Annotated in this window: 23 protein-coding genes and 1 pseudogene; 22 read left to right on the top strand and 2 right to left on the bottom strand. The window is 45.6% G+C overall.

Annotated features, from left to right (window positions below):
• Positions 1 to 17: 17 nt before the first annotated feature.
• Positions 18 to 2,243: a glycosyltransferase family 39 protein gene (locus AC6RGY_RS08880; RefSeq protein ID WP_499861980.1), complete on the bottom strand. Its 2,226-nt coding sequence runs from the start codon at positions 2,241 to 2,243 to the stop codon at positions 18 to 20.
• Positions 2,244 to 2,370: 127 nt separating this feature from the next.
• Between AC6RGY_RS08880 and AC6RGY_RS08875 the strand changes: the two are divergent.
• Positions 2,371 to 2,859: pseudogene (locus AC6RGY_RS08875) on the top strand (superoxide dismutase); the annotation flags it as partial.
• A 154-nt stretch (positions 2,860 to 3,013) separates the two neighbouring features.
• Here AC6RGY_RS08875 and AC6RGY_RS08870 read toward each other — a convergent pair.
• Complete coding sequence (locus AC6RGY_RS08870) at positions 3,014 to 4,294, bottom strand: hypothetical protein (protein WP_499861977.1); 1,281 nt, start codon at positions 4,292 to 4,294, stop codon at positions 3,014 to 3,016.
• Between the two features lie 173 nt (positions 4,295 to 4,467).
• Between AC6RGY_RS08870 and AC6RGY_RS08865 the strand changes: the two genes are divergently transcribed.
• The 21 genes from AC6RGY_RS08865 to AC6RGY_RS08765 all read left to right on the top strand — a co-directional run bounded on the left by AC6RGY_RS08865 (position 4,468) and on the right by AC6RGY_RS08765 (position 23,508).
• On the top strand, positions 4,468 to 5,895 hold the full coding sequence (locus AC6RGY_RS08865; RefSeq protein WP_499861975.1) for an RtcB family protein: 1,428 nt from the start codon (positions 4,468 to 4,470) through the stop codon (positions 5,893 to 5,895).
• 60 nt (positions 5,896 to 5,955) lie between these two features.
• Entirely contained in the window at positions 5,956 to 6,582 is a 627-nt protein-coding gene (gene upp / locus AC6RGY_RS08860; RefSeq protein ID WP_499861972.1) for a uracil phosphoribosyltransferase, read from the top strand.
• Between the two features lie 8 nt (positions 6,583 to 6,590).
• Positions 6,591 to 7,208 (top strand): hypothetical protein, encoded by a 618-nt coding sequence (locus tag AC6RGY_RS08855; RefSeq protein WP_499861968.1) that lies wholly within the window; start codon positions 6,591 to 6,593, stop codon positions 7,206 to 7,208.
• A gap of 534 nt (positions 7,209 to 7,742) precedes the next feature.
• Positions 7,743 to 8,585 (top strand): arylamine N-acetyltransferase, encoded by an 843-nt coding sequence (locus tag AC6RGY_RS08850; RefSeq protein ID WP_499861965.1) that lies wholly within the window; start codon positions 7,743 to 7,745, stop codon positions 8,583 to 8,585.
• 247 nt (positions 8,586 to 8,832) lie between these two features.
• Positions 8,833 to 9,285 (top strand): riboflavin biosynthesis intermediates N-glycosidase, encoded by a 453-nt coding sequence (gene ybiA / locus AC6RGY_RS08845; protein ID WP_499861962.1) that lies wholly within the window; start codon positions 8,833 to 8,835, stop codon positions 9,283 to 9,285.
• A 267-nt stretch (positions 9,286 to 9,552) separates the two neighbouring features.
• A complete protein-coding gene (locus AC6RGY_RS08840; RefSeq protein WP_499861959.1) occupies positions 9,553 to 9,960 on the top strand; it encodes a GNAT family N-acetyltransferase in 408 nt (135 codons plus the stop codon).
• Between the two features lie 402 nt (positions 9,961 to 10,362).
• Positions 10,363 to 10,581, top strand: a complete 219-nt coding sequence (locus AC6RGY_RS08835) for an AtpZ/AtpI family protein (RefSeq protein ID WP_499861957.1) — start codon at positions 10,363 to 10,365, stop codon at positions 10,579 to 10,581.
• A 5-nt stretch (positions 10,582 to 10,586) separates the two neighbouring features.
• Positions 10,587 to 11,027 carry an ATP synthase subunit I gene (locus AC6RGY_RS08830; RefSeq protein WP_499861955.1) on the top strand — a complete coding sequence of 147 codons (441 nt, stop codon included), beginning with the start codon at positions 10,587 to 10,589 and terminating at the stop codon, positions 11,025 to 11,027.
• Positions 10,984 to 11,727: a F0F1 ATP synthase subunit A gene (gene atpB / locus AC6RGY_RS08825; protein WP_499861953.1), complete on the top strand. Its 744-nt coding sequence runs from the start codon at positions 10,984 to 10,986 to the stop codon at positions 11,725 to 11,727. The genes AC6RGY_RS08830 and atpB overlap by 44 nt, the downstream gene beginning before the upstream one ends.
• A gap of 36 nt (positions 11,728 to 11,763) precedes the next feature.
• Positions 11,764 to 11,982 (top strand): F0F1 ATP synthase subunit C, encoded by a 219-nt coding sequence (atpE, locus tag AC6RGY_RS08820; RefSeq protein ID WP_499861951.1) that lies wholly within the window; start codon positions 11,764 to 11,766, stop codon positions 11,980 to 11,982.
• A 91-nt stretch (positions 11,983 to 12,073) separates the two neighbouring features.
• Complete coding sequence (atpF, locus tag AC6RGY_RS08815) at positions 12,074 to 12,559, top strand: F0F1 ATP synthase subunit B (RefSeq protein WP_499861948.1); 486 nt, start codon at positions 12,074 to 12,076, stop codon at positions 12,557 to 12,559.
• The gene (locus tag AC6RGY_RS08810) at positions 12,556 to 13,101 is read left to right on the top strand and encodes a F0F1 ATP synthase subunit delta (RefSeq protein ID WP_499861946.1); all 546 of its coding nucleotides are present in this window, start codon (positions 12,556 to 12,558) and stop codon (positions 13,099 to 13,101) included. The genes atpF and AC6RGY_RS08810 overlap by 4 nt, the downstream gene beginning before the upstream one ends.
• A gap of 27 nt (positions 13,102 to 13,128) precedes the next feature.
• Positions 13,129 to 14,643 (top strand): F0F1 ATP synthase subunit alpha, encoded by a 1,515-nt coding sequence (gene atpA, locus AC6RGY_RS08805; RefSeq protein WP_499861944.1) that lies wholly within the window; start codon positions 13,129 to 13,131, stop codon positions 14,641 to 14,643.
• Positions 14,644 to 14,747: 104 nt separating this feature from the next.
• Positions 14,748 to 15,620 (top strand): ATP synthase F1 subunit gamma, encoded by an 873-nt coding sequence (gene atpG / locus AC6RGY_RS08800; protein WP_499861942.1) that lies wholly within the window; start codon positions 14,748 to 14,750, stop codon positions 15,618 to 15,620.
• A 40-nt stretch (positions 15,621 to 15,660) separates the two neighbouring features.
• On the top strand, positions 15,661 to 17,070 hold the full coding sequence (gene atpD / locus AC6RGY_RS08795) for a F0F1 ATP synthase subunit beta (protein ID WP_499861939.1): 1,410 nt from the start codon (positions 15,661 to 15,663) through the stop codon (positions 17,068 to 17,070).
• A 25-nt stretch (positions 17,071 to 17,095) separates the two neighbouring features.
• Positions 17,096 to 17,494, top strand: a complete 399-nt coding sequence (locus tag AC6RGY_RS08790; RefSeq protein ID WP_499861937.1) for a F0F1 ATP synthase subunit epsilon — start codon at positions 17,096 to 17,098, stop codon at positions 17,492 to 17,494.
• A 762-nt stretch (positions 17,495 to 18,256) separates the two neighbouring features.
• Positions 18,257 to 19,486: an MFS transporter gene (locus AC6RGY_RS08785; protein ID WP_499861933.1), complete on the top strand. Its 1,230-nt coding sequence runs from the start codon at positions 18,257 to 18,259 to the stop codon at positions 19,484 to 19,486.
• Between the two features lie 475 nt (positions 19,487 to 19,961).
• Entirely contained in the window at positions 19,962 to 21,737 is a 1,776-nt protein-coding gene (locus tag AC6RGY_RS08780; protein WP_499861929.1) for an ABC transporter ATP-binding protein, read from the top strand.
• Positions 21,738 to 21,978: 241 nt separating this feature from the next.
• Positions 21,979 to 22,329 carry an NADH-quinone oxidoreductase subunit A gene (gene ndhC, locus AC6RGY_RS08775; protein WP_499862457.1) on the top strand — a complete coding sequence of 117 codons (351 nt, stop codon included), beginning with the start codon at positions 21,979 to 21,981 and terminating at the stop codon, positions 22,327 to 22,329.
• Complete coding sequence (locus AC6RGY_RS08770; RefSeq protein WP_499861925.1) at positions 22,320 to 22,865, top strand: NuoB/complex I 20 kDa subunit family protein; 546 nt, start codon at positions 22,320 to 22,322, stop codon at positions 22,863 to 22,865. Before ndhC ends, AC6RGY_RS08770 begins: the two co-directional genes overlap by 10 nt.
• Entirely contained in the window at positions 22,837 to 23,508 is a 672-nt protein-coding gene (locus AC6RGY_RS08765) for an NADH-quinone oxidoreductase subunit C (RefSeq protein ID WP_499861923.1), read from the top strand. Before AC6RGY_RS08770 ends, AC6RGY_RS08765 begins: the two co-directional genes overlap by 29 nt.
• The last annotated feature ends 52 nt before the right edge of the window (positions 23,509 to 23,560 follow it).

Below are 23,560 nucleotides of genomic sequence, written 5' to 3'. Positions count from 1 at the left end.
GCTTTTTTGCCTACGTTTTATTCGCTATCAAGTACAATACGATAGAGAGAACTTCCGCGATTACCACCAGAACCATCTTGCCTGTTTTGACGGTTATCATCTTCATCTAGAGCATCTGCTTGCTCGTTGTTGGTATTCGTGTTGCTTGTATCCTCCAGAACAACGGGTTCACTGTGTTCTTCTAACCACTCAGAAACCTCGGAGTTTCCTCCACCAGGACCACGTTGTCCACCGCTTTCACTTAATAAGGCGTATTCTAGTTTTCCTTCACGGACGAGTTCTTCAATCTCTTCGACTGTTAACGCAGCGTCACCACCATTAAATCCACCGTAAGCGACTGCGGGAAGTCCGGTTTCGATGATATAGCTAGAGACATCATGCGAACTGGCGCCGAGAACGAAAATTTCCCCTTCGTCATACTCCGAAATAAGAAAGTCCAGGATAGCGTCATCGCTGTTACTTGATGATCCTTGCCCTCCGCTTTGATCCGATGCTAGTTCAGGACCAGCATAGGGAAGGTTTCCTCCACCGTAGAGGATAGGAGTGAGAGACCAGTAAAACGGTGCGACGAGTATGGTGAGCGTTGTGATAAGCAGGACGACTTGCTTCTTCCACTTGCGTTTTTCCTTATTCATGAAGAGAAGGAGTAAACTCAAGCCTGTAGCGACCACGATGATCGGAATGAGCCAGCTTCGTAATCCTTCATAATTGGCTACGACAATGATGTGGAAGAGAGAGGTGGTGACCAGTGCGAGTGGTAGGAGCCACTTTCTCCATGTTGTTCCTTCTTTAAATTGCTTCCACATCTTTATTAGCGAAGTCCCAGCCAAAGCTGCAATCGCTGGTGCTAACATGACCAAGTAATAGCGATGGAAGAAAGAAGCGAAGCTAAAGAAAATCATGATGGGTACAAGCCAGGTTAGCCAGAAGAGACTCATCTGGTGTTGCTTGGATAGATGGAAGATCTTCTTCAGACGGAAGTTCTGCGCTAAGGCGAATATCCCGATCAAGAGGAAGGGAATGAGCCAGCTGGCTTGCCCGACCAATTGGGAGTTGAAAAGTCGGAACAGCCCCGTATCACCGGTTTCATTACCCATTCCGCCCCCACCTCCACCTTGGGGTCCACCTTGACCACTTTGTCCATTAGGCATCGAGCTATTTTGACCGTTGGGTTCTCCATCACCCGTTGGTTGTCCATTATTGGGTCCCTGCCTATTTGGAGGTTGGTTTCCTGATGTGCCACCTTGCCCATCTGTTGTTTGTCCTCCATTTTGTCCGGAAGGAGGTCCTTGTCGGTTGGGCATTTGCTCTGATTGATCTTGCCCATTTGGTAGGGATCCCTGATCGTCAGGCGCCTGCTTCTCTCCTGTATCTCCTGGTTGTTGTCCATCAGTAGGGGATTGGCCAGCGTCATTCAACCCGTCACCAGGGGTGTTCCCTCCAGCGCCCCCACCCCCTACCCAACGGGAGGCACCATTGTGTCCGAAGATCAACTCCATCACAGTATTGTCTTCTGAACTACCAATATAGGGACGTTCCGACGGTGAGACAGAGTCGACCGCCCATGCCCAAGAGAAAGAGACGGAGAGCACGAGAACACCAGCGATAGCAATGTTGATCAATTTTTTCTTCCAAGACTGTTTGGCGGCTAACACATAAACGAGAATAAATGCAGGTAAGACCATATAGGCTTGCAACATTTTGATGTTAAAGCCAATACCAATGAGAATGGCAGCCAGAAACAGCCACTTGGATTGATTAAAATCAACCGCACGGAAAAGCGCCCATGTTGCTAGTAATAAGATGAAAACGAGCAAGCTATCGATCGTGTTGTTACGAGCTGTCGCAACAACAATCGGTGTGACCGCCATCATCAGCGAGGCGATAAGCGCAGCTCCCTTTCCAAATCGCTTGACTACAATGAGATAGAGTAAGCCGACCGAGCCTGCTGTTGCTAAAGCCTGTGGCAAGAGTAGCACCCATCCTTCGTAACCGAGGATCTTGGCGAAAATCGCTTGGATCCAAAATCCAAAAGGCGGTTTGTCTACTGTAACGACTCCAGCGGGATCAAAAGATAAAAAGAAAAAGTTATGCCAACTCTCCAGCATGCTACGGATCGCAGCGGAGTAGTACGTGTTTGCCCAACCTTCTTGTGAGATGTTCCAGAAGTTGAGAAGAAATGAGAAAAGCATGATGGCAAATATTGCGGGTATATGCGCCTTCTGTTTGAGAAATTGTGTCAATGGGTGTCCCTCCTTGTGTGATGATGAATTCATCTTGACCTCACTATACAGATGGAGTGAGTCAGATAAATGTCAGCAATGTATACAAGAAGATTGAGTTAAAAAACAAAAATGAAGCAGTCCAGGATATGAAGAACTACAAGAGAAGTCGTTGACCGATTTACTGATTACAATGGATAAACTCCCAGCGGAAATACAAACAGCAGTGCGTAATAATGGAGGAGGACACTCTTGTCATCGCTTGTTTTGGGAGTGTATGAGTGCAAAAGGGGGTGGGGAGCAGGCGGGGGATATCGCCAAAGCGATTGATTTCTCTTTCAACACCTTTAATAATTTGCAACATGAGCTTTCCACGGCCATTACCCATTTTGGGAGTGGATATGGGTGGCTCGTTATGGAGAAGGACAAGCTGTCCATCATAAGCACAGCCAATCAGGACACACCTTTAGCAGAAGGGAGAATTCCACTGCTGGTGATTGATGTGTGGGAGCATGCATACTATCTTAAATATCAAAACCGCCGTCCCGAATCTGTGACCAACTGGTGGAAAATCGTCAATTGGGACAAGGTGAACGAAAGGTACTTACAAGCGCTAAAGGCAATTCACTCTCTCTGAAAAGGCTTAAAAGCCCACTTCTATAAGTGGGCTTTTTCAGTCGAATGGAGTCAAATCAAGCTGGTTCTTCGAGTAAGCCTAGCATTAGCATGGATTAAAATTCTATCTAGATCGGTAGGCATCATGAAAGTGCTCCTCGTGTGCTTGATTAGAGTTAGTAGTCATAATTTACATCAAGGTGCATGTCAGGATTTACATAACAATAAGGATCTTGACCACCAAGATAACCATCGTGGAACTTAAACGTTGCTGCACTCTCGATATCGATAGAGGCAAAGGTTCCAGTTGATGCCCATGTGGAAGCTGATTCGAATGTATTTCCATCCATGTTATCATCCGTTACTCTCCAATGACCGTAACCATCTGATAAACTGCCCTTACTGTTCACGGTAGGAGACGCTGGCATCGTGAAGTCGAGTGAGAATGGGGATGGAGGTGCGATGTCTACCGAGAACTGTGTTCCCTCTCCATTGGAAGGACTCCAGTCAAGCATCAGATCCATGGAGTAGGGTAGATGATGATCCACATTTAGAGAAATTGGCCAACCACCATTATAACCATCTAACCGAGTTTGATCTTGAACCATGAAATAGTCAAATTGGCTATCCGTCTCATTCGTTGCTTGATACAATAACCACTTTTTTGCTATTCGTCCGCGTAACTTTCTAGGGGAACTGTTGCAAGAACCATATCCGTAGGCATAATACGTAACAGAATGACTAATTTGAAGTAGTGTTTCGTTGAGATAATTTCCTCCTATCTTCTTACCGTGCTTCACTTCTTCTACTAGTTCGTGCGAAAGGGTCTGGAGAATTTGTTGTCCTGTTGTTTGGGTGTGACCCGTATTCGTAATATCGATCACGATGACTTCATACTCTGTTCCCTTTGGAGTCAAAGAAACTCCAATGATATCGCCTTCCTGTGTATTATTTAAGTCCGTCTCATTGATAGAAGGAAGTGTGGGATGCATTTCTGTTGTTTGACGGGAGTAGAGCTGAACTTGTTTTTCAGTTAACTTCTTATACTCTTGTGCATTCCTTTCGCCATACAAAAAGATTCTTACCCCTTCTGCTAATGCTCTCAGCAAAAATTCACTCGCTTTTGGGTTTGAATGTACCATGTCTGCATCGAAAGCCATGTCGGTTATTCCTCCTATAGAAGAATCGACACCTTCCTTCTGTAAATTCTTCACTCCAACCGTGAGGAGTTTAGAGGAGATCGCTTCATTAATGCTTTCTAATTCATGATCCTGATGTGTACTCTTTAGCTTACCTTCAACTAAATAATTGGCAGGGTCGTCATATGTATAGAAAGTCAAACTCTTCGCTGGGATACTGTCGGCCTTAACAACATGCAGATTGTTCTCAAGGGAAGAGAAGGGCAAAGTGAAAATCAGAAAGGCAACAAACAGAACATGCGAGGCGCTCTTTTTCATTGAAATAACTCCCATAAAGAATGTTTTGTAGTAATAACTTCTATGAAGCTTGAAGTTATCTTCTTATTTTACAGAAAATTTATGAATCGCTAACTTTTAAATATTATGCTGTTCCTCTCTAGTGGAGTCCATTATACTGTGTAAAATAGGGAAAAAGAGAGGAGAAAGAGGAGATGATCAAACACCTCGGAAATAACCATCGCGAAGTAACCTTATCCAAAGGAAAGTTACATGTTTTCGCGAACGATGAAGTTTATGAGAGCTTGGGTGACAAGGTGTATACGATGGCAGATCATAACTTGACCATCCCGCGCAATGTACATATGAGCTATACCCCCGATGCCCATATTGGTATTGGTACGTGTATTGGAACGACAGCTGTGTGGAAGCAGAAGGATGGCTTTGTTTCCCCCTCGATCGTTGGCTCTGACATTGGCTGTGGGATGCGTGTTCATATGACTTCCCTCCATCACGATGATGTACGTGACCAACGGATACGACGTGCCATCATCGATGCGATCGAGGCCGTTGTCCCCGTCAATGAGAAGTCTCACACTAGCTACAGTGATATCTGGTTAGAGGATGTGGTGAAGGAAGGTATTCGCGGGCTCCCTCGTCACTATGTCCCTGATTCGTATGAAGCCAAGCAGACACGCTCGCTCACCCACGTAGAGAACGCCACCTTTTCGTTTGATCATGATGCACTGGAACATATTCCGGAGAAGATGTGGAAGCGTGCCTGGGGACAGTTGGGCACCTTAGGCGGAGGCAATCACTTTATTGAATTGCAACGGGTGGAAATTGCCGAAGATAAGCGTGAGGTGGCGAAGGCATGGGGGCTGTTCGATGGACAGATTATCGTTATGATCCATTCCGGTTCACGTGCATGGGGAGGGATGATGGGCCCGAAATACACCAAGGAATTTAAGGAAGCGATGTTTAAGTGGGGTGTTGGAGCGCCTGACCCCAACCTCGTTTTTGCCCCGATCCAATCCGATGAGGGTCAAAGATATATCAACCTCATGTACTCTGCGTTAAATTTTGCTGTCACCAACCGCCACATGATTGCCTATGGCGTAGAGCAAGGATTGAAAGAAGTGTTTGGCTCCGACTTTCGCATGCCGGTTCTTTACGACTTGATGCACAACTATGCTTTGAAAGAGCCCCATCATAACCAAGCGATGATGGTACATCGTAAGGGGACGACGCGTGCACTTCCCAAAGGACATTTCCTGAATCCAGCTGCGTACAAGAAGACGGGTCATCCTGCTCTCATTCCAGGTTCCATGGGCACGGCTTCGTACATTATGGTAGGGGAGAAGGAAGGGGAGAAAAACTATTACTCTATCTGCCATGGTGCAGGCCGGGTACGTTCGCGCCGCGCAACCAAGGAGCAAGTTTCGGTAGATGCTTTCTCGCACGCTATGCAAGTGGGAACGGATGAGGAAATTGTAGTAAATCATCGTACCTTGGAAAGTATATTGGATGAGTGTCCACAGGCTTACAAAGATGTGGATCAGGTGATTGACTCCGTAGTAGGAGCCAACTTGGCCTCGGTCGTTGCCACATGCAAACCGATTGCCGTCCTCAAAGGAAGATGATGGACAGATGGAGAAGGAAACAGTACAATAGTCGGCGGAATGAGAAAGGGGTGTGTGGCGATGGGAGTCTATGTTTTTGACCATCCATTGATTCAGCACAAACTGACGTATATCAGGCGTAAAAAGACTGGAACCAAAGCTTTTCGTGAGTTGGTAGAGGAAGTATCCGCACTTATGGCTTACGAAATTACACGTGAGATGCCGTTAGAAGAAGTAACCATTGAAACACCCGTAGCAACGATGCAAAGTCGAATCTTAGCGGGTAAGAAATTAGGGCTCGTGCCGATCCTACGCGCCGGTCTTGGTATGGTGGATGGTATTTTACGCCTTATTCCTGCAGCGAAAGTGGGACATATTGGACTTTATCGTGATCCAGAAACATTGGAACCCGTACAGTATTATGCGAAAATGCCTTCCGACATTGAAGAGCGTGAGTTGATTGTTATCGATCCGATGCTCGCTACGGGAGGATCGGCCGCCGAAGCATTGGTTCGACTCAAAGAAATGGGAGCACGCAACCTCAAATTAATGTGTCTCGTCGCAGCCCCAGAAGGCGTAGAGCGTGTCCAGCAAGATCATCCCGATGTGGATATCTTTGTGGCCGCGATTGATGAGAAGTTAAACGAACATGGCTATATCACACCAGGTTTGGGTGATGCCGGCGATCGGTTATTTGGAACAAGATAAACGCAGAGATGCGAGTAATGAGAAGCCCTTGTTCTCCTAAAATAGGAGAACAAGGGCTCAGGCTGTCGAGAAATTCTCGGCAGCTTGTTTTTATACTCAGTGACTTCAAACTCTTCCATTTGTGTGTTCGTATAAGCAAAGAAGAATATATTGAATATATTAATATAAGATTTCGATTCTATTTTAGAAAGGTAGTGATTAAAGTACCAAACACGTATGGAACAAAGGTTATTTTTAATGGAACCTCACGCTATTTTCCAGGAAACGGTGATTTTGAACCTCTTGTGCAAATATCTTTTGAAGCTCTACTCTCTGAAATATTAGCTCAAGAATCAGTAGGTTTATCACAAAATCGAAGATTTTGGGCTCTATATAATACGCTGTCCAGGCCCTGGCAGGGAGTTGTACTGGCGCAAAGAGGAGTGACTGTACCCGATACTGGACAACCTATTTTTCGTGTGAATTATGCGCCTACCCTTCAAAATATCTCACGGGTCTTATTCCAAGTATATAGCCCGCTTATTCGAACCGCTTTTTTAAATCAAGCTACATTGTTCCGAGTAACCGCTTTTTCTAATATTAATAACTCTCAATTCTTCGATGCTAATATTGTTAATGCAGGTTAAATAACCTTTATGCTTGCGAGATGGAGACATCAGTCCAAAAGATTGACCCAGGAAATGAACAATGTTTCCTAATAAGACGGAAGCAGAGAAAGTTTCTATCTGAATATATTTTTTGAAAAAAATCTTTCTTCATATTTGGAGAAGGCTTTTGCAGGCTGTTGAGACTTTCTCGACAGCCTGTTTTTTACTAATTTCTGATTCTGTTTAGTGGATGAATATAGATTAACGGATCCCGTTCCCGATCACGCCACCATCAGGTGGAATGGACAGGCTCGCTTTAAAGGAACTTGAGCTTTCAGGAGATCTTCGATGAGATCGTTCTTCAGGAAATGGAACATCGCATGGTTGGTGTTCAGTCACACGATCTAAGACCAAAGATGTAGCCACAAATTCATCTTTTTGAGGAAGAAAGAGGGGCACCTTCTCTTTAAAATAACGATAGAAGCATATGTAGACTGGAAGGTTGAACTGAATCCCACGCGAATCCGAATATGAATGATGAAGGCACGATCAGAGAGAGGAGAAGATGGCAGAATGAAAACGTCCCCTGACTGGATCAATCGTTACTTACAGTTCCTGAATATACCTGTGGAAGAGCCATCTAGCGAATACTTAACGCACATACTTACCTCGCAACTTAGCAAAATCCCATTTGAGAACATCAGTAAACTGCTTCTTTACAAAAGAGGGGAGCATGAACTCGCAAACCCGGAGGAGTATATCCAGCAGATGATTCAGCACCAATTGGGAGGCACCTGTTTTGCGCTGAACGATCACCTCTATCAATTACTAAGACAATTGGGTTTTCATTGCAAATTAACGATGTTAGGGGATAGTCATGTGGCGATCTTGGTAAAGTTACCTGAGCGACCACATGAATGGGCATATGTAGACTGTGGCTCGGCGGCTCCATTCTTTGCTCCTGTATTTTTTGCATCAGAGAAAACGAACAAAAGCGCGTTTGGTGGCGATGAATGCTTTATCCAAAGTGAGGAAAGGAATGGGGTTTATCGCTATGTTCGCAAGGTAGATGGAAAAGTAGCAAAATCAGATTGGACATTTGATATCCATCGGGAGGTCGCTCGGCGTGATGTGAAAACAGCAGTGAGACGGTCCTTTCGGTTAGACGGACCCTTTATGAAAATATTGCGCTACCAATTATGGCAGTTGGATCGTGGACGGGGCCTCTCACTCGTGAACGCAACATTAACCATCCGCACCGCAAACGGACGAGTGGAAAAACGTACCTTAAGGGATGTGGCTGAGATGAAGGAGGCTTTTCGACAGGAATTTAAACGACCGCAGGTTCCGGTGGAAGAGGCGATTACCGTCTTGCATAGCATGGGTGTAGATCCCTTCCATGTGGATACAGAATAAAAGAGGGTAAATGGATGACATGGTATAGTGCGGTAACACCACGTAGGATAAAAACGATATACTAGTATCGAAAATGGTGTTGCAAATGCGAAGAAAACATCACGATGAACCTTTCCGAAAATGCATTTTGGGAAATGACTCTTACTTATTTCGTTGAGAACTCCAACACATAAGAGCAATGGAGCTTGATGAAAATCGATAAGTAAGGTCATTATCACGCTAATATTCTATTTGTAGGAGGTCGTTCATGCCCATTCTATTTTATAAAGTAAATGAGGATTATGGTTGTTTTTCTAATTTTTATTCCAGTCCGATAGAGATAGACGATAAACAATGGCCAACGGTGGAACACTATTTTCAAGCACAAAAGTTTGCTGGTACGAAGTATGAAGAGGAGATTCGCCTGGCTCCCAACCCAATGAAGGCTGCTAGTAAGGGAAGGGATCGCAAGAAACCTCTGCGCTCTGATTGGGAAGAAGTCAAAGATGACATCATGAGAAAAGCGGTCCTAGAAAAATTCCGAACACACCCGGAATTAAAAGAAACTCTTTTAGCGACAGGAACAAAAGAGATTATTGAAAATACAACGAATGATTATTATTGGGGAAAAGGAACAAATGGCACGGGTAAGAATATGCTTGGGATTATTCTAATGGAAGTTCGTGAAGGACTACGTTCTGGAGTTAGTATAGGAGTATAGAGCGAAACATTCCTATCTATTTAGCCGATATTTAGATTAAAGGGTTAAAAACAAGCTTGCTGATTAGCTATACTTCAGGATGTGAATTGGCGTTAAATCTTGATTACACGACATTTTTTCGTTGTTCATTTAACAGGTTGAGTCTCTAGCTCTCTTTCCACTCATTAGAGTGAAAGGGAGTTTATTTTATTATAATGAGGTTGAAGGTGGATACCGCAGAAAGTGGATGGCTACTTACTTGAAATGAGGAGAGGCAGGGGATAATTAATGGATATAGAAATTCGCTATCACGTACCAGAAGTAGTAGATTATTTACGACTAAGAAAAGTTAATCAAATGGGTGAGCGAACGCGCGAAGCTGCAGAGAAAGGTCTTCCTAATAGCCTTTTCGCCGTGACAGCGTTTGCAGAGGGAAATCTGGTCGGTATGGGCAGAATCGTTGGCGATGGTGGATGTAATTTCGAAATCGTGGATATGGTTGTAGATCCGAAGTGGCATCGGAAGGGAATTGGTCGTGGCATCATGGAGGAGCTCAATCGCTATCTCAATGAAAATGCACCTAAAGGAGCATACGTCTCCTTAATTGCGGATGTACCGGCTGATCAGCTTTATAAAGAATTTGGCTTTGCTTATACCGCTCCACATTCACTTGGTATGCATAAGGAAATGAAGTAACTCTGGAATCAGTGCGCAGTAGAAAAACGGTTACATTGTTGGGTTCTCAATATTGGAAAGCAGATTGGGGATGCTATTCGTGAATGGGGAGATTCATTAATCTGTTCTGTCAGGAAGAGTAGATGTTACATTCTTGCTGAAGAACTGAAGAACGTATTCCCTTCGTATGCTAGGGACAAGTTTGGTGGATTGAAAGTCCATGTAGACGGGGAAACCTGAAATGAAAATCTACTGATGAAAAATACATGGTTCATACTTCCAATAATGTGTCGGTTTGTTCAGAAGTCAATTGCTGAAATAACGGAAGAAAGCGTTGACATAGGTGCCCTCGCTTGGGTACGATAATACAGGATGAATAGGGTAGAAGAGAGTAGGTTTAAGGTGCCGTAAAGGGGTGGGGATGTGAATAAGAACACTGACAGCCCGTTTCGTATGATGGGTTTGATCGGAACCCTCGGCTCGGAAATCGTCATCATGATTCTAGTAGGGATCTGGCTGGGGAAATGGTTGGATCAAACCTTCTCCACAGAACCAATGTGGTTGGTCATCGGCATCTTGGGTGGTCTTATCACCGGGATTCTCGGTGCCGCATGGACACTAAAAGCTTTTATAAAGGAATGACATCGATGACAAACGAGTTGGATTGGATTCGTCGCCACATCTTGCTATATTCAGGCATCATTTTAGGCATCCTACTACTGTTATGGGTCCTTACTCCTTACAAACCCTTTTTCGCAGGGATCATTCTCGGCGGATTGGTCAGCTTGTACAATGTCCTTTACTTAGCGCGACGCGTACGAATGATCGGAGAGCGTGTAGTAGCCGGACAAAGTCCGGTAGGGATTGGATTGGTCAATCGCATCCTGATGATTGGATTCTCTGTAATTATGGCTATTCAGTATCCAGAGTGGTTTGATTACCGTTCGTTGGTACTGGGTTGGCCAATAAGTTATATACTCCTAGCTGTCGTAGGCTACTTATATGTACGCCATGACAGGATGGACAGAAAGGAGGAGGATGCTAATGGAAGCGACACCGAAGTTGGGATCGGGGATTTGGGCCATTGACCTGACAGTGGTTTTTGGTTCGATCTTGGTAGCTGCAATCGTCTTACTTCTTACGATCCTTGCCTCACGGCGGCTCAGCATGAAGCCGACTGGTTTGCAAAACTTTATTGAGATGGTGATTGAGTTCATCCAGGGAATTACACGGATGGGCTTGGACAATAAAAGGGCAGATCAATACCTTGGTATGGCCTTTACCTTGTTTTTGTTCATCTTTTTTGCGAACCAATTGGGCGTTATCTTCATGGTTTCCGCGGAGATTCATGATCCGATTCCATGGCTTGGCTTAACAGAGAGTGTGCTAAACGATGCTCATCATGAAGTTTCTCTGTTAAAGTCTCCAACAGCGGATCTGAGTGTGGCGTTTGCTCTAGCCTTTGCGATTACGATTTATGCACACATTGCTGGATTTACTCGAAGCCCCAAAAAGTATATCAAGCATTACTTTGAACCTTTTTGGCCGATGTTTATCCTTCATATCATCGATGAGTTGGCCAAGCCAACGACCCATGGTATGCGGTTGTGGGCAAACATCTTCGCAGGTGAAGTACTGATTATCATTATGCTTAAAGGGGGCTTAATGGCAGGGCTACCCTTGCTTGTATGGATTGGGTTCTCAATCTTTGTGGGAACGATCCAAGCCTTTATCTTTACCGTCCTTGCGATGGTTTACATTTCACAAAAAGTGGCAGATGACCACTAAAATCTTTCTCTACAAATTTGAAGGAGGAATTTAAAAATGAGTGTATTAGCAGGTGGAATTATGATCGCTTTCGCAGCGGTTGCAGCAGGTCTTGGAAACGCAATTTTGTTTAGCCGTTACATCGAAGGAATCGCTCGTCAACCAGAAGCGCGTGGAACCTTGTTCGGACAGTCGATGATTGCTTTGGGTCTTGTTGAGGCACTACCGATTATCTCGATCGCTTTCGGTATCTTGGTCATTCTGGGCGTACTGTAAGCCATGTTAGTTTAGGGTGGGGGACGTAGGTCTGCCCCCACTTTGTTTCTATGTACAAAAGGCCATTTGTGATTGAAAGGAGTGACCGAGCTTGTCATTACATCTGGGAACCATGTTGATGCAACTCTTGATCGTGATCGTCCTCATGCTATTAGTTTCCAAGTTTGCTCTAAAGCCGATGGTAGAAATGATGCGAAAGCGTCAAAGCCACATTGATGAGCAAATTAGTTCAGCGGAAAATAGCCAGAAACAAGCAGAACAGCTTGTAGCTGAGCAACAAGCTGCGTTGAAGGAAGCGCGCACGGAAGCACAAGAAATCTTGGAACGTGCTAAGAAGCAGAAAGAACAAGAGGCTGCCAAGATTATGGCAGATGCAAACGAGCGTGCGCAGCAATTGCTGAAAGACGCCAAAGCTGAAATTGTGAGCGAAAAAGAGAAAGCGGTTGCCCAATTGCGGGATGAAGTGGGGCAACTTTCCGTCATGCTTGCCTCGAAGTTGATGGAAAAAGAATTGGATGCAAGTGAGCAGTCCAAATTGGTGGACCGTTACATTCAAGAGGCAGGGGAACTGCAATGAGTACAGCAGTGGTAGCCAAGCGGTATGCGAAAGCGCTATTCGAGGCCGCTCAGGAAAAAGGCCAGTTGGAACAGGTTGAAAAGGACCTTGTTTTATTGGCTCAATCCCTTGCGCATACACCTGAGCTCAACAAATGGTTGGCTCACCCAACGGTAGCGGACAAAGAGAAGAAAGAGCTTTTGAGTAAGATGGGTGAATCGATGTCGGAGTTGACCCGCAATCTTTTGCACCTCTTAGTGGATCGTGGACGTGAAGCGATTATCCCTGAGATTGCGAAGAGCTATCAAGCGTTTGCCTTTGAAGCGCGTGGATTAGCAGAGGCGGTTGTTACGACAGCGGTTAAACTGAGTGAACAAGAGGAAGCAGAGCTATCGAAAGCGTTCACGCAGAAGATCGGTAAGAAGCTCAGCATTACCAATGTCGTTGATCCTGCGATCCTCGGCGGTGTCATTGTCCGGATTGGTGACCGTCTCTATGACGGTAGCTTAAAATCCAAGCTGACTCGTTTTGAGCAGCGTTTGCAACAATCACATGTTAGCTAGACTGGGAAGGATAGGGGTGAATACCGAATGAGCATTAAGCCAGAAGAAATTAGTGCGCTGATTAAACAGCAGATCGAGCAGTACGATTCCAAAATCGAGATGGTCGACGTAGGAACTGTCATTCAAGTAGGTGACGGAATTGCGCGCGTTCATGGGTTGGAAAAAGTAATGGCGGGTGAACTCTTAGAGTTTGCCAATGGTGTGATGGGCATGGCCCTCAACCTGGAAGAAAACCAAGTAGGGGTTGTTATTCTTGGACCCTACACCGACATTCGGGAAGGAGACCAAGTGAAGCGAACCGGTCGCATCATGGAAGTCCCTGTCGGTGAAGCTCTCCTTGGACGGGTGGTTAACCCGCTCGGACAGCCGCTAGACGGCAAAGGTCCGATCGAAGCATCCGCCTATCGTCCGGTTGAGTCACCAGCACCTGGTGTTTTCGATCGGAAATCGGTACACGAACCCATGCAGACCGGGATCAAAGCGATCGATGCCATGATTCCAATTGGTCGTGGACAGCGGGAATTGGTGATTGGTGACCGTCAAACGGGTAAAACCACCATCGCCATTGATACAATCATTAATCAAAAAGACCAAGATGTAATCTGCGTGTATGTTGCGATTGGTCAGAAGCAATCTACCGTCGTAAACGTGGTAGAAAAGCTGAAGAAAGCAGGCGCACTGGATTATACGATCGTCGTTAGTGCGAGTGCATCCGATCCTTCACCACTCTTGTTCTTGGCTCCGTATTCGGGCTGTGCCATGGGTGAACACTTTATGTATGATGGCAAGCATGTCCTCTGTGTGTACGATGACTTGAGTAAACAAGCGGCTGCTTACCGTGAGCTTTCCTTGTTGCTTCGTCGTCCACCAGGTCGTGAGGCGTTCCCAGGAGATGTCTTCTACTTGCATTCTCGTCTGCTAGAGCGGGCCGCTAAATTGAGTGATGCACGTGGAGGCGGTTCCTTGACGGCGCTTCCATTTATCGAGACACAAGCGGGTGACATTTCTGCTTACATCCCAACGAACGTGATCTCCATTACCGATGGTCAGATCTTCCTCGACACCGATCTCTTTAACTCCGGTGTGCGTCCTGCCGTCGATGTGGGTTCCTCTGTATCCCGGGTAGGTGGCGATGCGCAAATCAAAGCCATCAAGAAGGTATCCGGTACGCTTAAGTTGGACTTGGCACAGTATGAAGAGCTACAAGCCTTTGCCCAGTTCGGTTCCGACTTGGATAAAGCAACCCAAGCGAAACTTGCACGTGGGGAACGGACGGTAGAGATTCTGAAGCAAGGTGAAAATGCACCACTTCCTGTTGAGAAACAAATCGTTTCCATCTACATCGTGACCAAGGGCCATCTCGATGAAATTCCAGTTGAAGATATTCGTCGTTTTGAACAAGAATTCCTATCTTACCTGGATAGCGAGCACAAGGATATCTTGAAATCGATCTCAGAGAAGAAAGTGCTGGAAGAAGAGAAGGAAGAGCAGCTTAAAAAGGCGATTAATACCTTTAAAAAAGGCTTTGCTGTTTCGGAATAAGCTAGCGTTTAAATAGATGGTTTTGAATACCCACTGATACTCGATTCCTCAGCTAAAAGCAACCTTGCTGAGGAATCGCGGTGGTGAGAAGGCGGTGAAGTGGTATGCCGAATATGCGAGATATTAAGAGACGCATTGGCTCTGTGGAAAATACCAAGCAGATCACCAAAGCGATGGAGATGGTATCCGCTGCTAAGTTGCGTCGTGCGCAAGAGCGGGCAGAGGCGTCTCGTCCTTACGCAGATAAATTGCGTGAGGTTGTTGCCAGTATTGCAACGGGTACACAGGGAGTAAAGCATCCCATGTTGGTCTCCCGTCCTGTTAAAAAGACAGCTTACCTCATCATTACTTCGGATCGCGGGCTGGCAGGAGGTTTTAACGGAAACCTTCTACGCAAATTGGTATCAACGGTACAAGAACGCCATCAAAGTACCGATGATTATGCTATGCTCGTCATCGGTCGGAAAGGTCATGACTTTCTAAAGAAACGGGGTTATCCCGTTTTGGAAGCCGTAACCGGTCTTCCAGATGACCTGCAGTTTGCTGACATCAAATCAGTGGCAAAAAGTGCCGTTCGCTACTATGCTGAAGAGCGTTATGATGAGCTTTATCTCTTATACAACGAATTTATTAATCCTGTGACGCAGACCCCGGTAGAGAAGCAGTTGTTGCCACTCGAAAACGTAGCGCAAGGTGAGGAGCAGACAGAGGCTTCTGCGGCTCCTGCATATGAGTATGAACCCTCTGCAGAAGAGGTGTTGGAGAATCTACTCCCTCGTTATGCAGAAACCTTGATTTACAGCGCGGCCTTGGAATCGAAGGCAGGCGAACACGGTGCACGCATGTCCGCTATGGGAAGTGCAACCGACAATGCAAGCGAGATGATCAAAACGCTCAACTTGCATTACAACCGTGCACGCCAAGCGGCGATTACGCAAGAGTTGGCTGAAATTGTTGCCGGAGCGAATGCGAATTAATGGATAGAGTGAACAAGATGTGCCTTAAGGAGGGAAAATGATGAGCAAAGGACGCGTCATTCAGGTGATGGGTCCCGTTGTCGATATTGAATTTGAAAACGGGCATCTTCCTGAAATTAATAATGCGATTACCATTCATCAACCAGCATCCGCTAATGGCGGAAAAGAAATGAACCTAACGGTTGAGACTGCGCTCCACTTGGGAGACAGTACAGTTCGAACTGTTGCAATGTCCTCCACGGACGGACTTGTTCGTGGATCGGAAGCGACAGACTTGGGACGTCCGATTTCCGTCCCGACTGGTCGAGAAACCCTTGGACGTGTTTTCAACGTATTGGGTGAAACGATCGATGAACAAGGACCCATTAAAACAGATAAGTTGGACCCGATTCATCGTCCAGCACCTAGCTACGATGAGTTATCCACAGCAGAAGAAATGCTGGAGACCGGGATTAAGGTCGTTGACCTATTGGCACCGTATGCGAAGGGTGGTAAGATCGGACTCTTCGGTGGTGCGGGTGTAGGGAAAACCGTATTGATTCAGGAATTGATCAACAACATCGCGCAAGGACATGGTGGTTTATCCGTCTTTGCTGGTGTAGGTGAGCGGACACGTGAAGGGAACGACATCTATTTTGAGATGAAAGATGCTGGCGTTATTGATAAAACGACCATGGTCTTCGGTCAGATGAACGAACCCCCAGGTGCACGTATGCGTGTGGCTTTGACGGGACTTACGATGGCGGAGCACTTCCGTGACGAAGAAGGACAGGACGTACTCTTGTTTGTCGACAACATCTTCCGCTTCACCCAAGCCGGTTCCGAAGTATCGGCACTCTTGGGTCGGATGCCTTCTGCGGTGGGTTACCAGCCAACCTTGGCAACGGAAATGGGTCAGCTCCAGGAGCGAATTACCTCGACGAAAAAAGGTTCGGTTACCTCGATTCAGGCGATCTACGTGCCTGCGGATGACTACACCGATCCAGCTCCAGCAACAACCTTTGCTCACTTGGATGCAACCACCAACTTGAACCGTGCCTTGACACAGAAAGGAATTTTCCCTGCGGTGGATCCATTGGATTCCACATCGCGTATTCTTAGCCCAGCTGTCGTGGGACAAGAGCACTATGATGTGGCCCGTGGTGTGCAAGAAGTCTTGCAGCGCTATAAAGAGCTACAAGACATTATCGCCATCTTGGGTATGGATGAGCTCTCCGATGAAGATAAACAAATCGTTGCTCGTGCCCGTCGGATTGAGAAATTCCTTTCACAGCCGATGCACGTTGCGGAGCAGTTTACCAACATGCCCGGGAAGTTCGTATCGATTAAAGAAACGGTACGTGGCTTTAAAGAGATTCTCGAAGGTAAGCATGACAACCTACCTGAAGAAGCGTTCTACATGGTGGGCGGTATTGACGAAGCAATCGAGAAAGCGAAACAGCTGGCTTAAGGCTGCGTAAAAGGAGCGAATGCCCGTGAGTACCATGCAGCTGGATATTGTTACACCGGAACGGAAAGTTTATTCGGAACAAGTAGAGATGGTATCTACGCGTGCGGCCGAAGGGGATATAGGGATTCTGCCGAATCACATCCCCCTCGTCAGCCCGTTGGATATTACTGTTGTTCGCATTAAGAAAGAGGGCGAAGAGCAACAAGTTGCCATTAGTGGTGGATTTCTTGAAGTTCGTCCGGATAAGGTAACCATTTTAGCCGAAACGGCTGAACTACCGAGTGATATTGATGTGGACCGTGCCGAGCGCGCAAAAGAGCGTGCAGAAAAACGCATGTCCGATAAGCAAGACGATATCGATTTCCGCCGTGCGGAAATGGCGATGCAACGTGCCATGAATCGTTTGAACATCACTGGTCGGTAACCGTTTCACTAAGAAAAAGCAGTACTCCTGATGGGGTACTGCTTTTTTAATATGATTTTCCTTTTCATATGGGATATTGCTCTTAAGTGGTTTACAACGTCTGGGGTCGGTCCTAACGCAGGTGGAAGAAGAACGGAAGGGTTTTTTCAAAAGTTGATTATCTTTTACAGATGGAAATTGAGATGGAGCTTGTTCACTTATTTAATTTCCATTATAATGGGAGTATTCTTATCAGAAAGCGTGATGCGTTGTGCTAACCAAGGTGTTTCATTCTTAATCAAATGAAAAGACAGGGTGTAATCAATAGCGAACAAAAAATAATGCCCTAAGGGCTTATTTGTGTTGGCTATGGAGGCACTTTGAAATGAATGAACACCTCATCCGGTTTTGTAAGCAGGGGCAAAGAGAAGCACAACTTGCTTGCCGAAACACTGGATGCATCCGTTGGCTAAGGCAACTTTTCTATATAAGGACAGACTGTGTTCTCTAGTGCACAGTCTGTCTGGATAGATCAGCATGGATGAACCATTCATCCATGCTGTTTTCGTTTTTTACCTCCTGTGGGATTGGATCGATGGGGCCACTCTACAAAAGATGAATCGATCCTGCTATGCACTGGTTATCGGAGGCTTCTGATTGTTATCAAGGATGATGATCGGTTCTGTCTAAATAGTAGAAGGATTGTGGACAACTTTTACAAGCTACGGATGGGATGTGTTCATTTCTCTAGTTTATGGAAGAAAAACACAAAGGAGAAAATGAATGAACAACCATCTATCTGTTTATCGTACCTATCTATTGTATACGGGCTTGACAGCCCTCTTTTTCGCTTTTATCACAACCATGAGTCAAGTATATTTTATTGAAACGATTCAGTTGAATGCCTTTCAACTGGCTATGGTTGGGGTTTTCTTAGAAGTAACTTGCTTCATTTGCGAAATCCCGACGGGAGTAGTGGCTGATCGCAAGAGCCGCAAGCTCTCCATCATCATAGGATTAAGTCTGATGGGGATGGGATTTCTCTTGGAAGGGTTTGTCCCAGTATTTGCGGCCGTACTAGTAGCACAAGTTATCTGGGGATTAGGGATTACGTTTATTAGTGGAGCGGATGATGCGTGGTTAGCAGATGAGTGGGGAGAAGGAGGATTAGAAGCCGTCTATCTTCGCGGGGCGCAAACAGGTCAAATCGGGTCTCTTATCGGTATTGGGAGTGGTGTGTTGATGGCACAGTGGGGCTATTCCCTCCCAATTATCCTGGGGGGCTTTGGCTTCCTATTTTTAGCGGTGTTCATTTCTTGTTATATGCCAGAAAAACATTTTACTCCAGGACCGAAAGTAACAGAGGGAAAATGGAGAGCACTATGGGGAAGTTTCTTGCAGGGATTTGCCTTTATCAAGCAGAGGAAGGTTCTCTGGTTTGTAGTGGCGATTGCTGTTTTTCAAGGTATGTATTCAGAAGGGTTTGATCGACTGTGGACCCTTCATTTTCTTAAGGATCTCACCTTCCCAGAGTTAGGATCACTCGACCTTGTGGTTTGGTTTGGTATTCTTAATGGTATTGCCATGTTGCTTAATATTGTGGTGGTGGAATGGATTAGAAGAGAGTTTGACAAACGAGGAACGCTGGATTCTGTGTGGATACTAGCGATGATCAACTTTTTATTGGTCGGCTTTATCGCCATTTTTGCTTTGGTAGGTCACTTTGTACTTGCACTTATGACTTATTGGACGATCTTCATTTTAAGAGGGACGAATGGTCCGTTATTTCGGGCATGGGTGAATAAGCAAATCAAAGAATCGCAGGTTCGCGCAACCGTCCTGTCTACCGTGGGCCAAGTGGACGCTTTTGGACAAATCGGTGGAGGCCCCTTACTTGGTTGGATTGCTGTTAAGGTATCCGTTTCCATAGGGATCTTAGCTAGTAGTCTGTTCCTGTTCCCTGTGGTTCTGCTCTATCTGGCTCTTGCTGTGAAGAATAATGGAAGAGCATAATGACAGAACTTCCGTATAGAAAAAAGCGTTGAGACATATGAGAAGTAGAGAATTACAGATAATAGAAGCATAAGAGGTAAAACTCAATCTAATTAGATGAAAAACGACCTATGAAAATAAGGGTAAAAACTCACCCTAATGATGATTGGAAGATGGGCGAGCGGTTTCTCTCTGAGAGACTCTGAGCCGTGGATCAGGTAGCGAAGGGAGATGCCACTGTCCACCAACCACGATGAGAGAGAATCCGATTCTCCCATGACGCAGTCTGTTTATGCGGGCGTGTGGCACCTGCCCTAGAAAGTCTCCACGTGGTGAAAAGAAGGTGAAAGCTCAACCGAAAAGTGATTGGAAGTTGGGCGAGCGAGAACATGATACTCCCATGTTAACTGCTTTCATCCAGAGTGAGTGGCATCATCCCTGCGTGCAACCATGCGGGTTTTCTATGTGTATGAAGGAAAGGAGGAACTAGCAAGCGATGAACACACGAACTAAAGAGAAAAAAATGGATTTGAAACAACTGATCGCGCTGGTTGATCTTCGTTCTCTTCCTAAATTGCTCGTTATTTTGGCTATTTTCCTTAGTCTACTTTCGTCGGTAGCGGGCTTGATTGTGCCATGGTTCACCAAAAATATTGTCGATTTGTTAGCAAATCAAACCCTTTCCCTGGGTCCCATTCTCTTAATCATGGGTGCGTTTATCGTACAGACCGTGACTGGAGCATTTTCTACCTACCTGCTTTCTTTTTTGGGGGAGAGTGTGGTTGCCAATTTGCGTAATCGACTATGGAGTAAATTATTATATTTGCCCGTTTCGTTTTTTGATCGAACCCGTTCAGGAGAGATCGTGAGTCGCATCAACAATGATACAGCTGTATTAAAAGAGCTTATAGTGAAACAAGTGGTTTCGTTCTTTAGCGGGATATTATCGCTCGTGGGTGCATTGGCTATTCTCTTCTATCTGGATTGGTCGATGACACTGGTTATGCTTATTTCCGTTCCCATTATTTTTTTAACCTTACGTCCGATCATGCGGAAAATGTTTGATATCTCGAAACAGATTCAATTGGAATTGGCTCATTTTACAAACCTCATTACACAAGCGATCTCAGAGATTCGATTGGTGAAAGCGTATGGGGGAGAGAAGGTAGAACAAGAAAAAGGAGCAGTGGGTATTCGGCATGTTTTTGAGCGTAGTTTGAAAGAAGCGCGTCTCCTTTCCATCTTAGAGCCAATCATGTCGTTTGTTATCATGTTCACCATGGTGGTGATTATCGGATACGGAGGGTATCGCGTATCCACGGGCATGCTAACCTCAGGCGAGTTGGTAGCGTTTATCCTCTACATTTTCCAAATCATTATTCCGATAACCACCATGTCGCAGTTTTTTACCAGCATTCAAAAGGCGATGGGGGCAACGGAACGGATTCAGGAAATTATGGAGTTAGACAGTGAGAAGGTAGAGGCAAGCACCGATACGATTGATTTATCACAAGAGATTCATTTTCGCCAAGTGGATTTTTCTTATGATGGAAAGGAAGCGGTGCTAAAGCAATTGAGATTGACGATTCCCCCGGGAAAAGTGACGGCTTTCGTGGGCCCCAGTGGAAGTGGGAAGACCAGTATTCTCAATTTGTTAGAGCGTTTCTATGAACCCAGTGCAGGAGAGATTCGATTAGGCGAGGTTCCTATTCAGTCGTTTGACCTATCTGCTTGGCGGATGGGATTAACTTATGTATCACAAGAGTCGCCTCTTTTTGCCGGTACCATTCGTGAGAACATTGCTTATGCCATGAAGGAAGAACAACCGGAAGAGAAGATTCGGCATGCCGCCAAACTGGCTTATGCAGATGAGTTTATTCAACAATTTCCCCAAGGTTACGAGACTGAGATTGGAGAAAGAGGGATCAAATTATCTGGTGGTCAAAGGCAACGCATCGCAATTGCTCGTGCGATTCTTCATGATCCGCAAATCCTCTTACTGGATGAAGCAACTTCTGCGCTTGATTCGGATTCTGAACGGGAAATTCAACGAGCGCTGCATTACCTTATGTTAGGAAGGACCACTTTGGTTGTGGCACATCGTTTAGCCACAATCGTCGATGCCGATCAAATTGTTGTCATTGAGGGTGGAGAAATTACAGGTATTGGAGATCATCAGAAGCTCATGCAAAGCCATGCTTACTATAAGCGCATGGTCCAGCAACAATTTCGCTTGGAAATAGAAGAGCAAGATGTGGAGATTCATTCTTAAAAGAGAAGAGGGCATCCATCGGTGCCCTCTTTTTCGTTACTCCCAAAATGATAGCGCTTACATTCTTCTGAAAAGGGTGGAGGAAAAAACGACCATGATCCCGAAATATTTATGATAGAGACGTTTTTTTGTCACATTTGAAGCAGAACAATTTACAGATAAGAATCATAATAAAGAACCAGTTGCGTACGCTGAGATGTAGGAGGCGAGTACAAAGGTGAACATTGATTCAGACTTTCTGATGATTGCCTATTTTGTTCTCCTCGGGGTAGCATTGCCGATTGTTGCTTTTACTTTATCAAAATGGTTAAGGCCTCATCGGCCTTCTGTAGAAAAGCAGCTTTCCTATGAAAGTGGTGCCAAACCGATTGGAGATAGTTGGGTACAATTTCATGTTCGCTATTATTTATATGCGCTTCTGTTTGTCGTTTTTGAGGTAGAAGCGGCTTTTCTTTATCCCTGGGCAGCAGCATATGATCGACTGCGAGAGGAGATCGGTTTATTTGTCTTGTTCGAGATGACCCTTTTTGTGTTCATGTTAATCATCGGACTACTATATGCATGGAAAAAGAAGGTGTTTGAATGGGAGTAAAGGATGAAGGGTTGAATTTATACGAAGAGCAAGAGTTGGAACGAAATGTCCTAACCACGACCTTGGATCGAGTGAAGGCATGGGCGCGCAGTTCATCCATGTGGCCACTCACTTTTGGACTGGCTTGTTGTGCCATTGAAATGATGGGGACAGGTGGAGCGCATTATGATTTGGACCGTTTTGGCGTGATTTTTCGTGCTTCTCCACGGCAATCAGATGTGATGATCGTATCCGGCACGGTTACCAAGAAGATGGCTCCCATTCTGCGGAGATTATATGATCAAATGCCCGAACCCAAGTGGGTGATCGCAATGGGCTCGTGTGCAACGGCAGGCGGTCCCTATGTCAAGTCGTATGCGGTTGTTAAAGGAGTAGATCAAATCGTCCCAGTGGATGTGTATATCCCAGGTTGTCCTCCCAACCCTGCCGCCTTGATCTACGGTATTCATAAGCTAAAAGAAAAAATCCAATATGAAGCAAAGACCGGGAAGAAGGTGACAGCGGGATATGACCCAAGGAAAGGAGCCAGGCCCTAATCAGGAAAAGAAGAGCGACCGGCAAGCACAGCAGATAGAAGCCAAAGTAAAAGCCTTAGCCAAAGAGCAAAAGAAGGTGGTGACTGACCAGAAGGAGGGGGCCGTTCGCAAGCTTTCGGCCAAATCAAGCACACCTACTGCCACTGAAAAAGAACGTTCCCCTTCTCCTAAGCAACCACTGTTAGAGAAATGGGTACAAAGGTTGCAGGAGCATGTGGGAGCGGAAGCAATCGAATCCTCTTACATCAATCAACCAAATGGTCATTTACCGACCCTTGTTGTACCTTCAGCTTTTTGGGCGAAAGTGGCTTCTTGTTTGCGTTACGATGAGGAGTTTGCCTTCGACTATCTTCGCCAATTTGCTGGTGTGGATCAACAGGATCGGTTAGAAGTCGTTGTTCATCTCTTCTCCTTTTTGCATCATCATGAGATCTGTGTCCATATACCGACCACTCGTGAGCATCCTACCATCCCCTCCGTGGTTGAATTATGGACGGGTGCGAACTGGAACGAACGGGAAGTGTACGATCTCTTAGGAATCCAATTTCCCGGACATCCAAATTTACGTCGCATCTTATTGCCCGACGATTGGGTGGGTCACCCCTTACGCAAAGATTACGTTCCCTACGATGAAGGAATATAGGGCTCCAACCAGGATCTTGATCGGATAACATGAGTTCACTCTAACGAAGTAT

Source organism: Mechercharimyces mesophilus, assembly GCF_059818345.1.
This window is presented reverse-complemented; position numbering and strand designations above follow the sequence as displayed.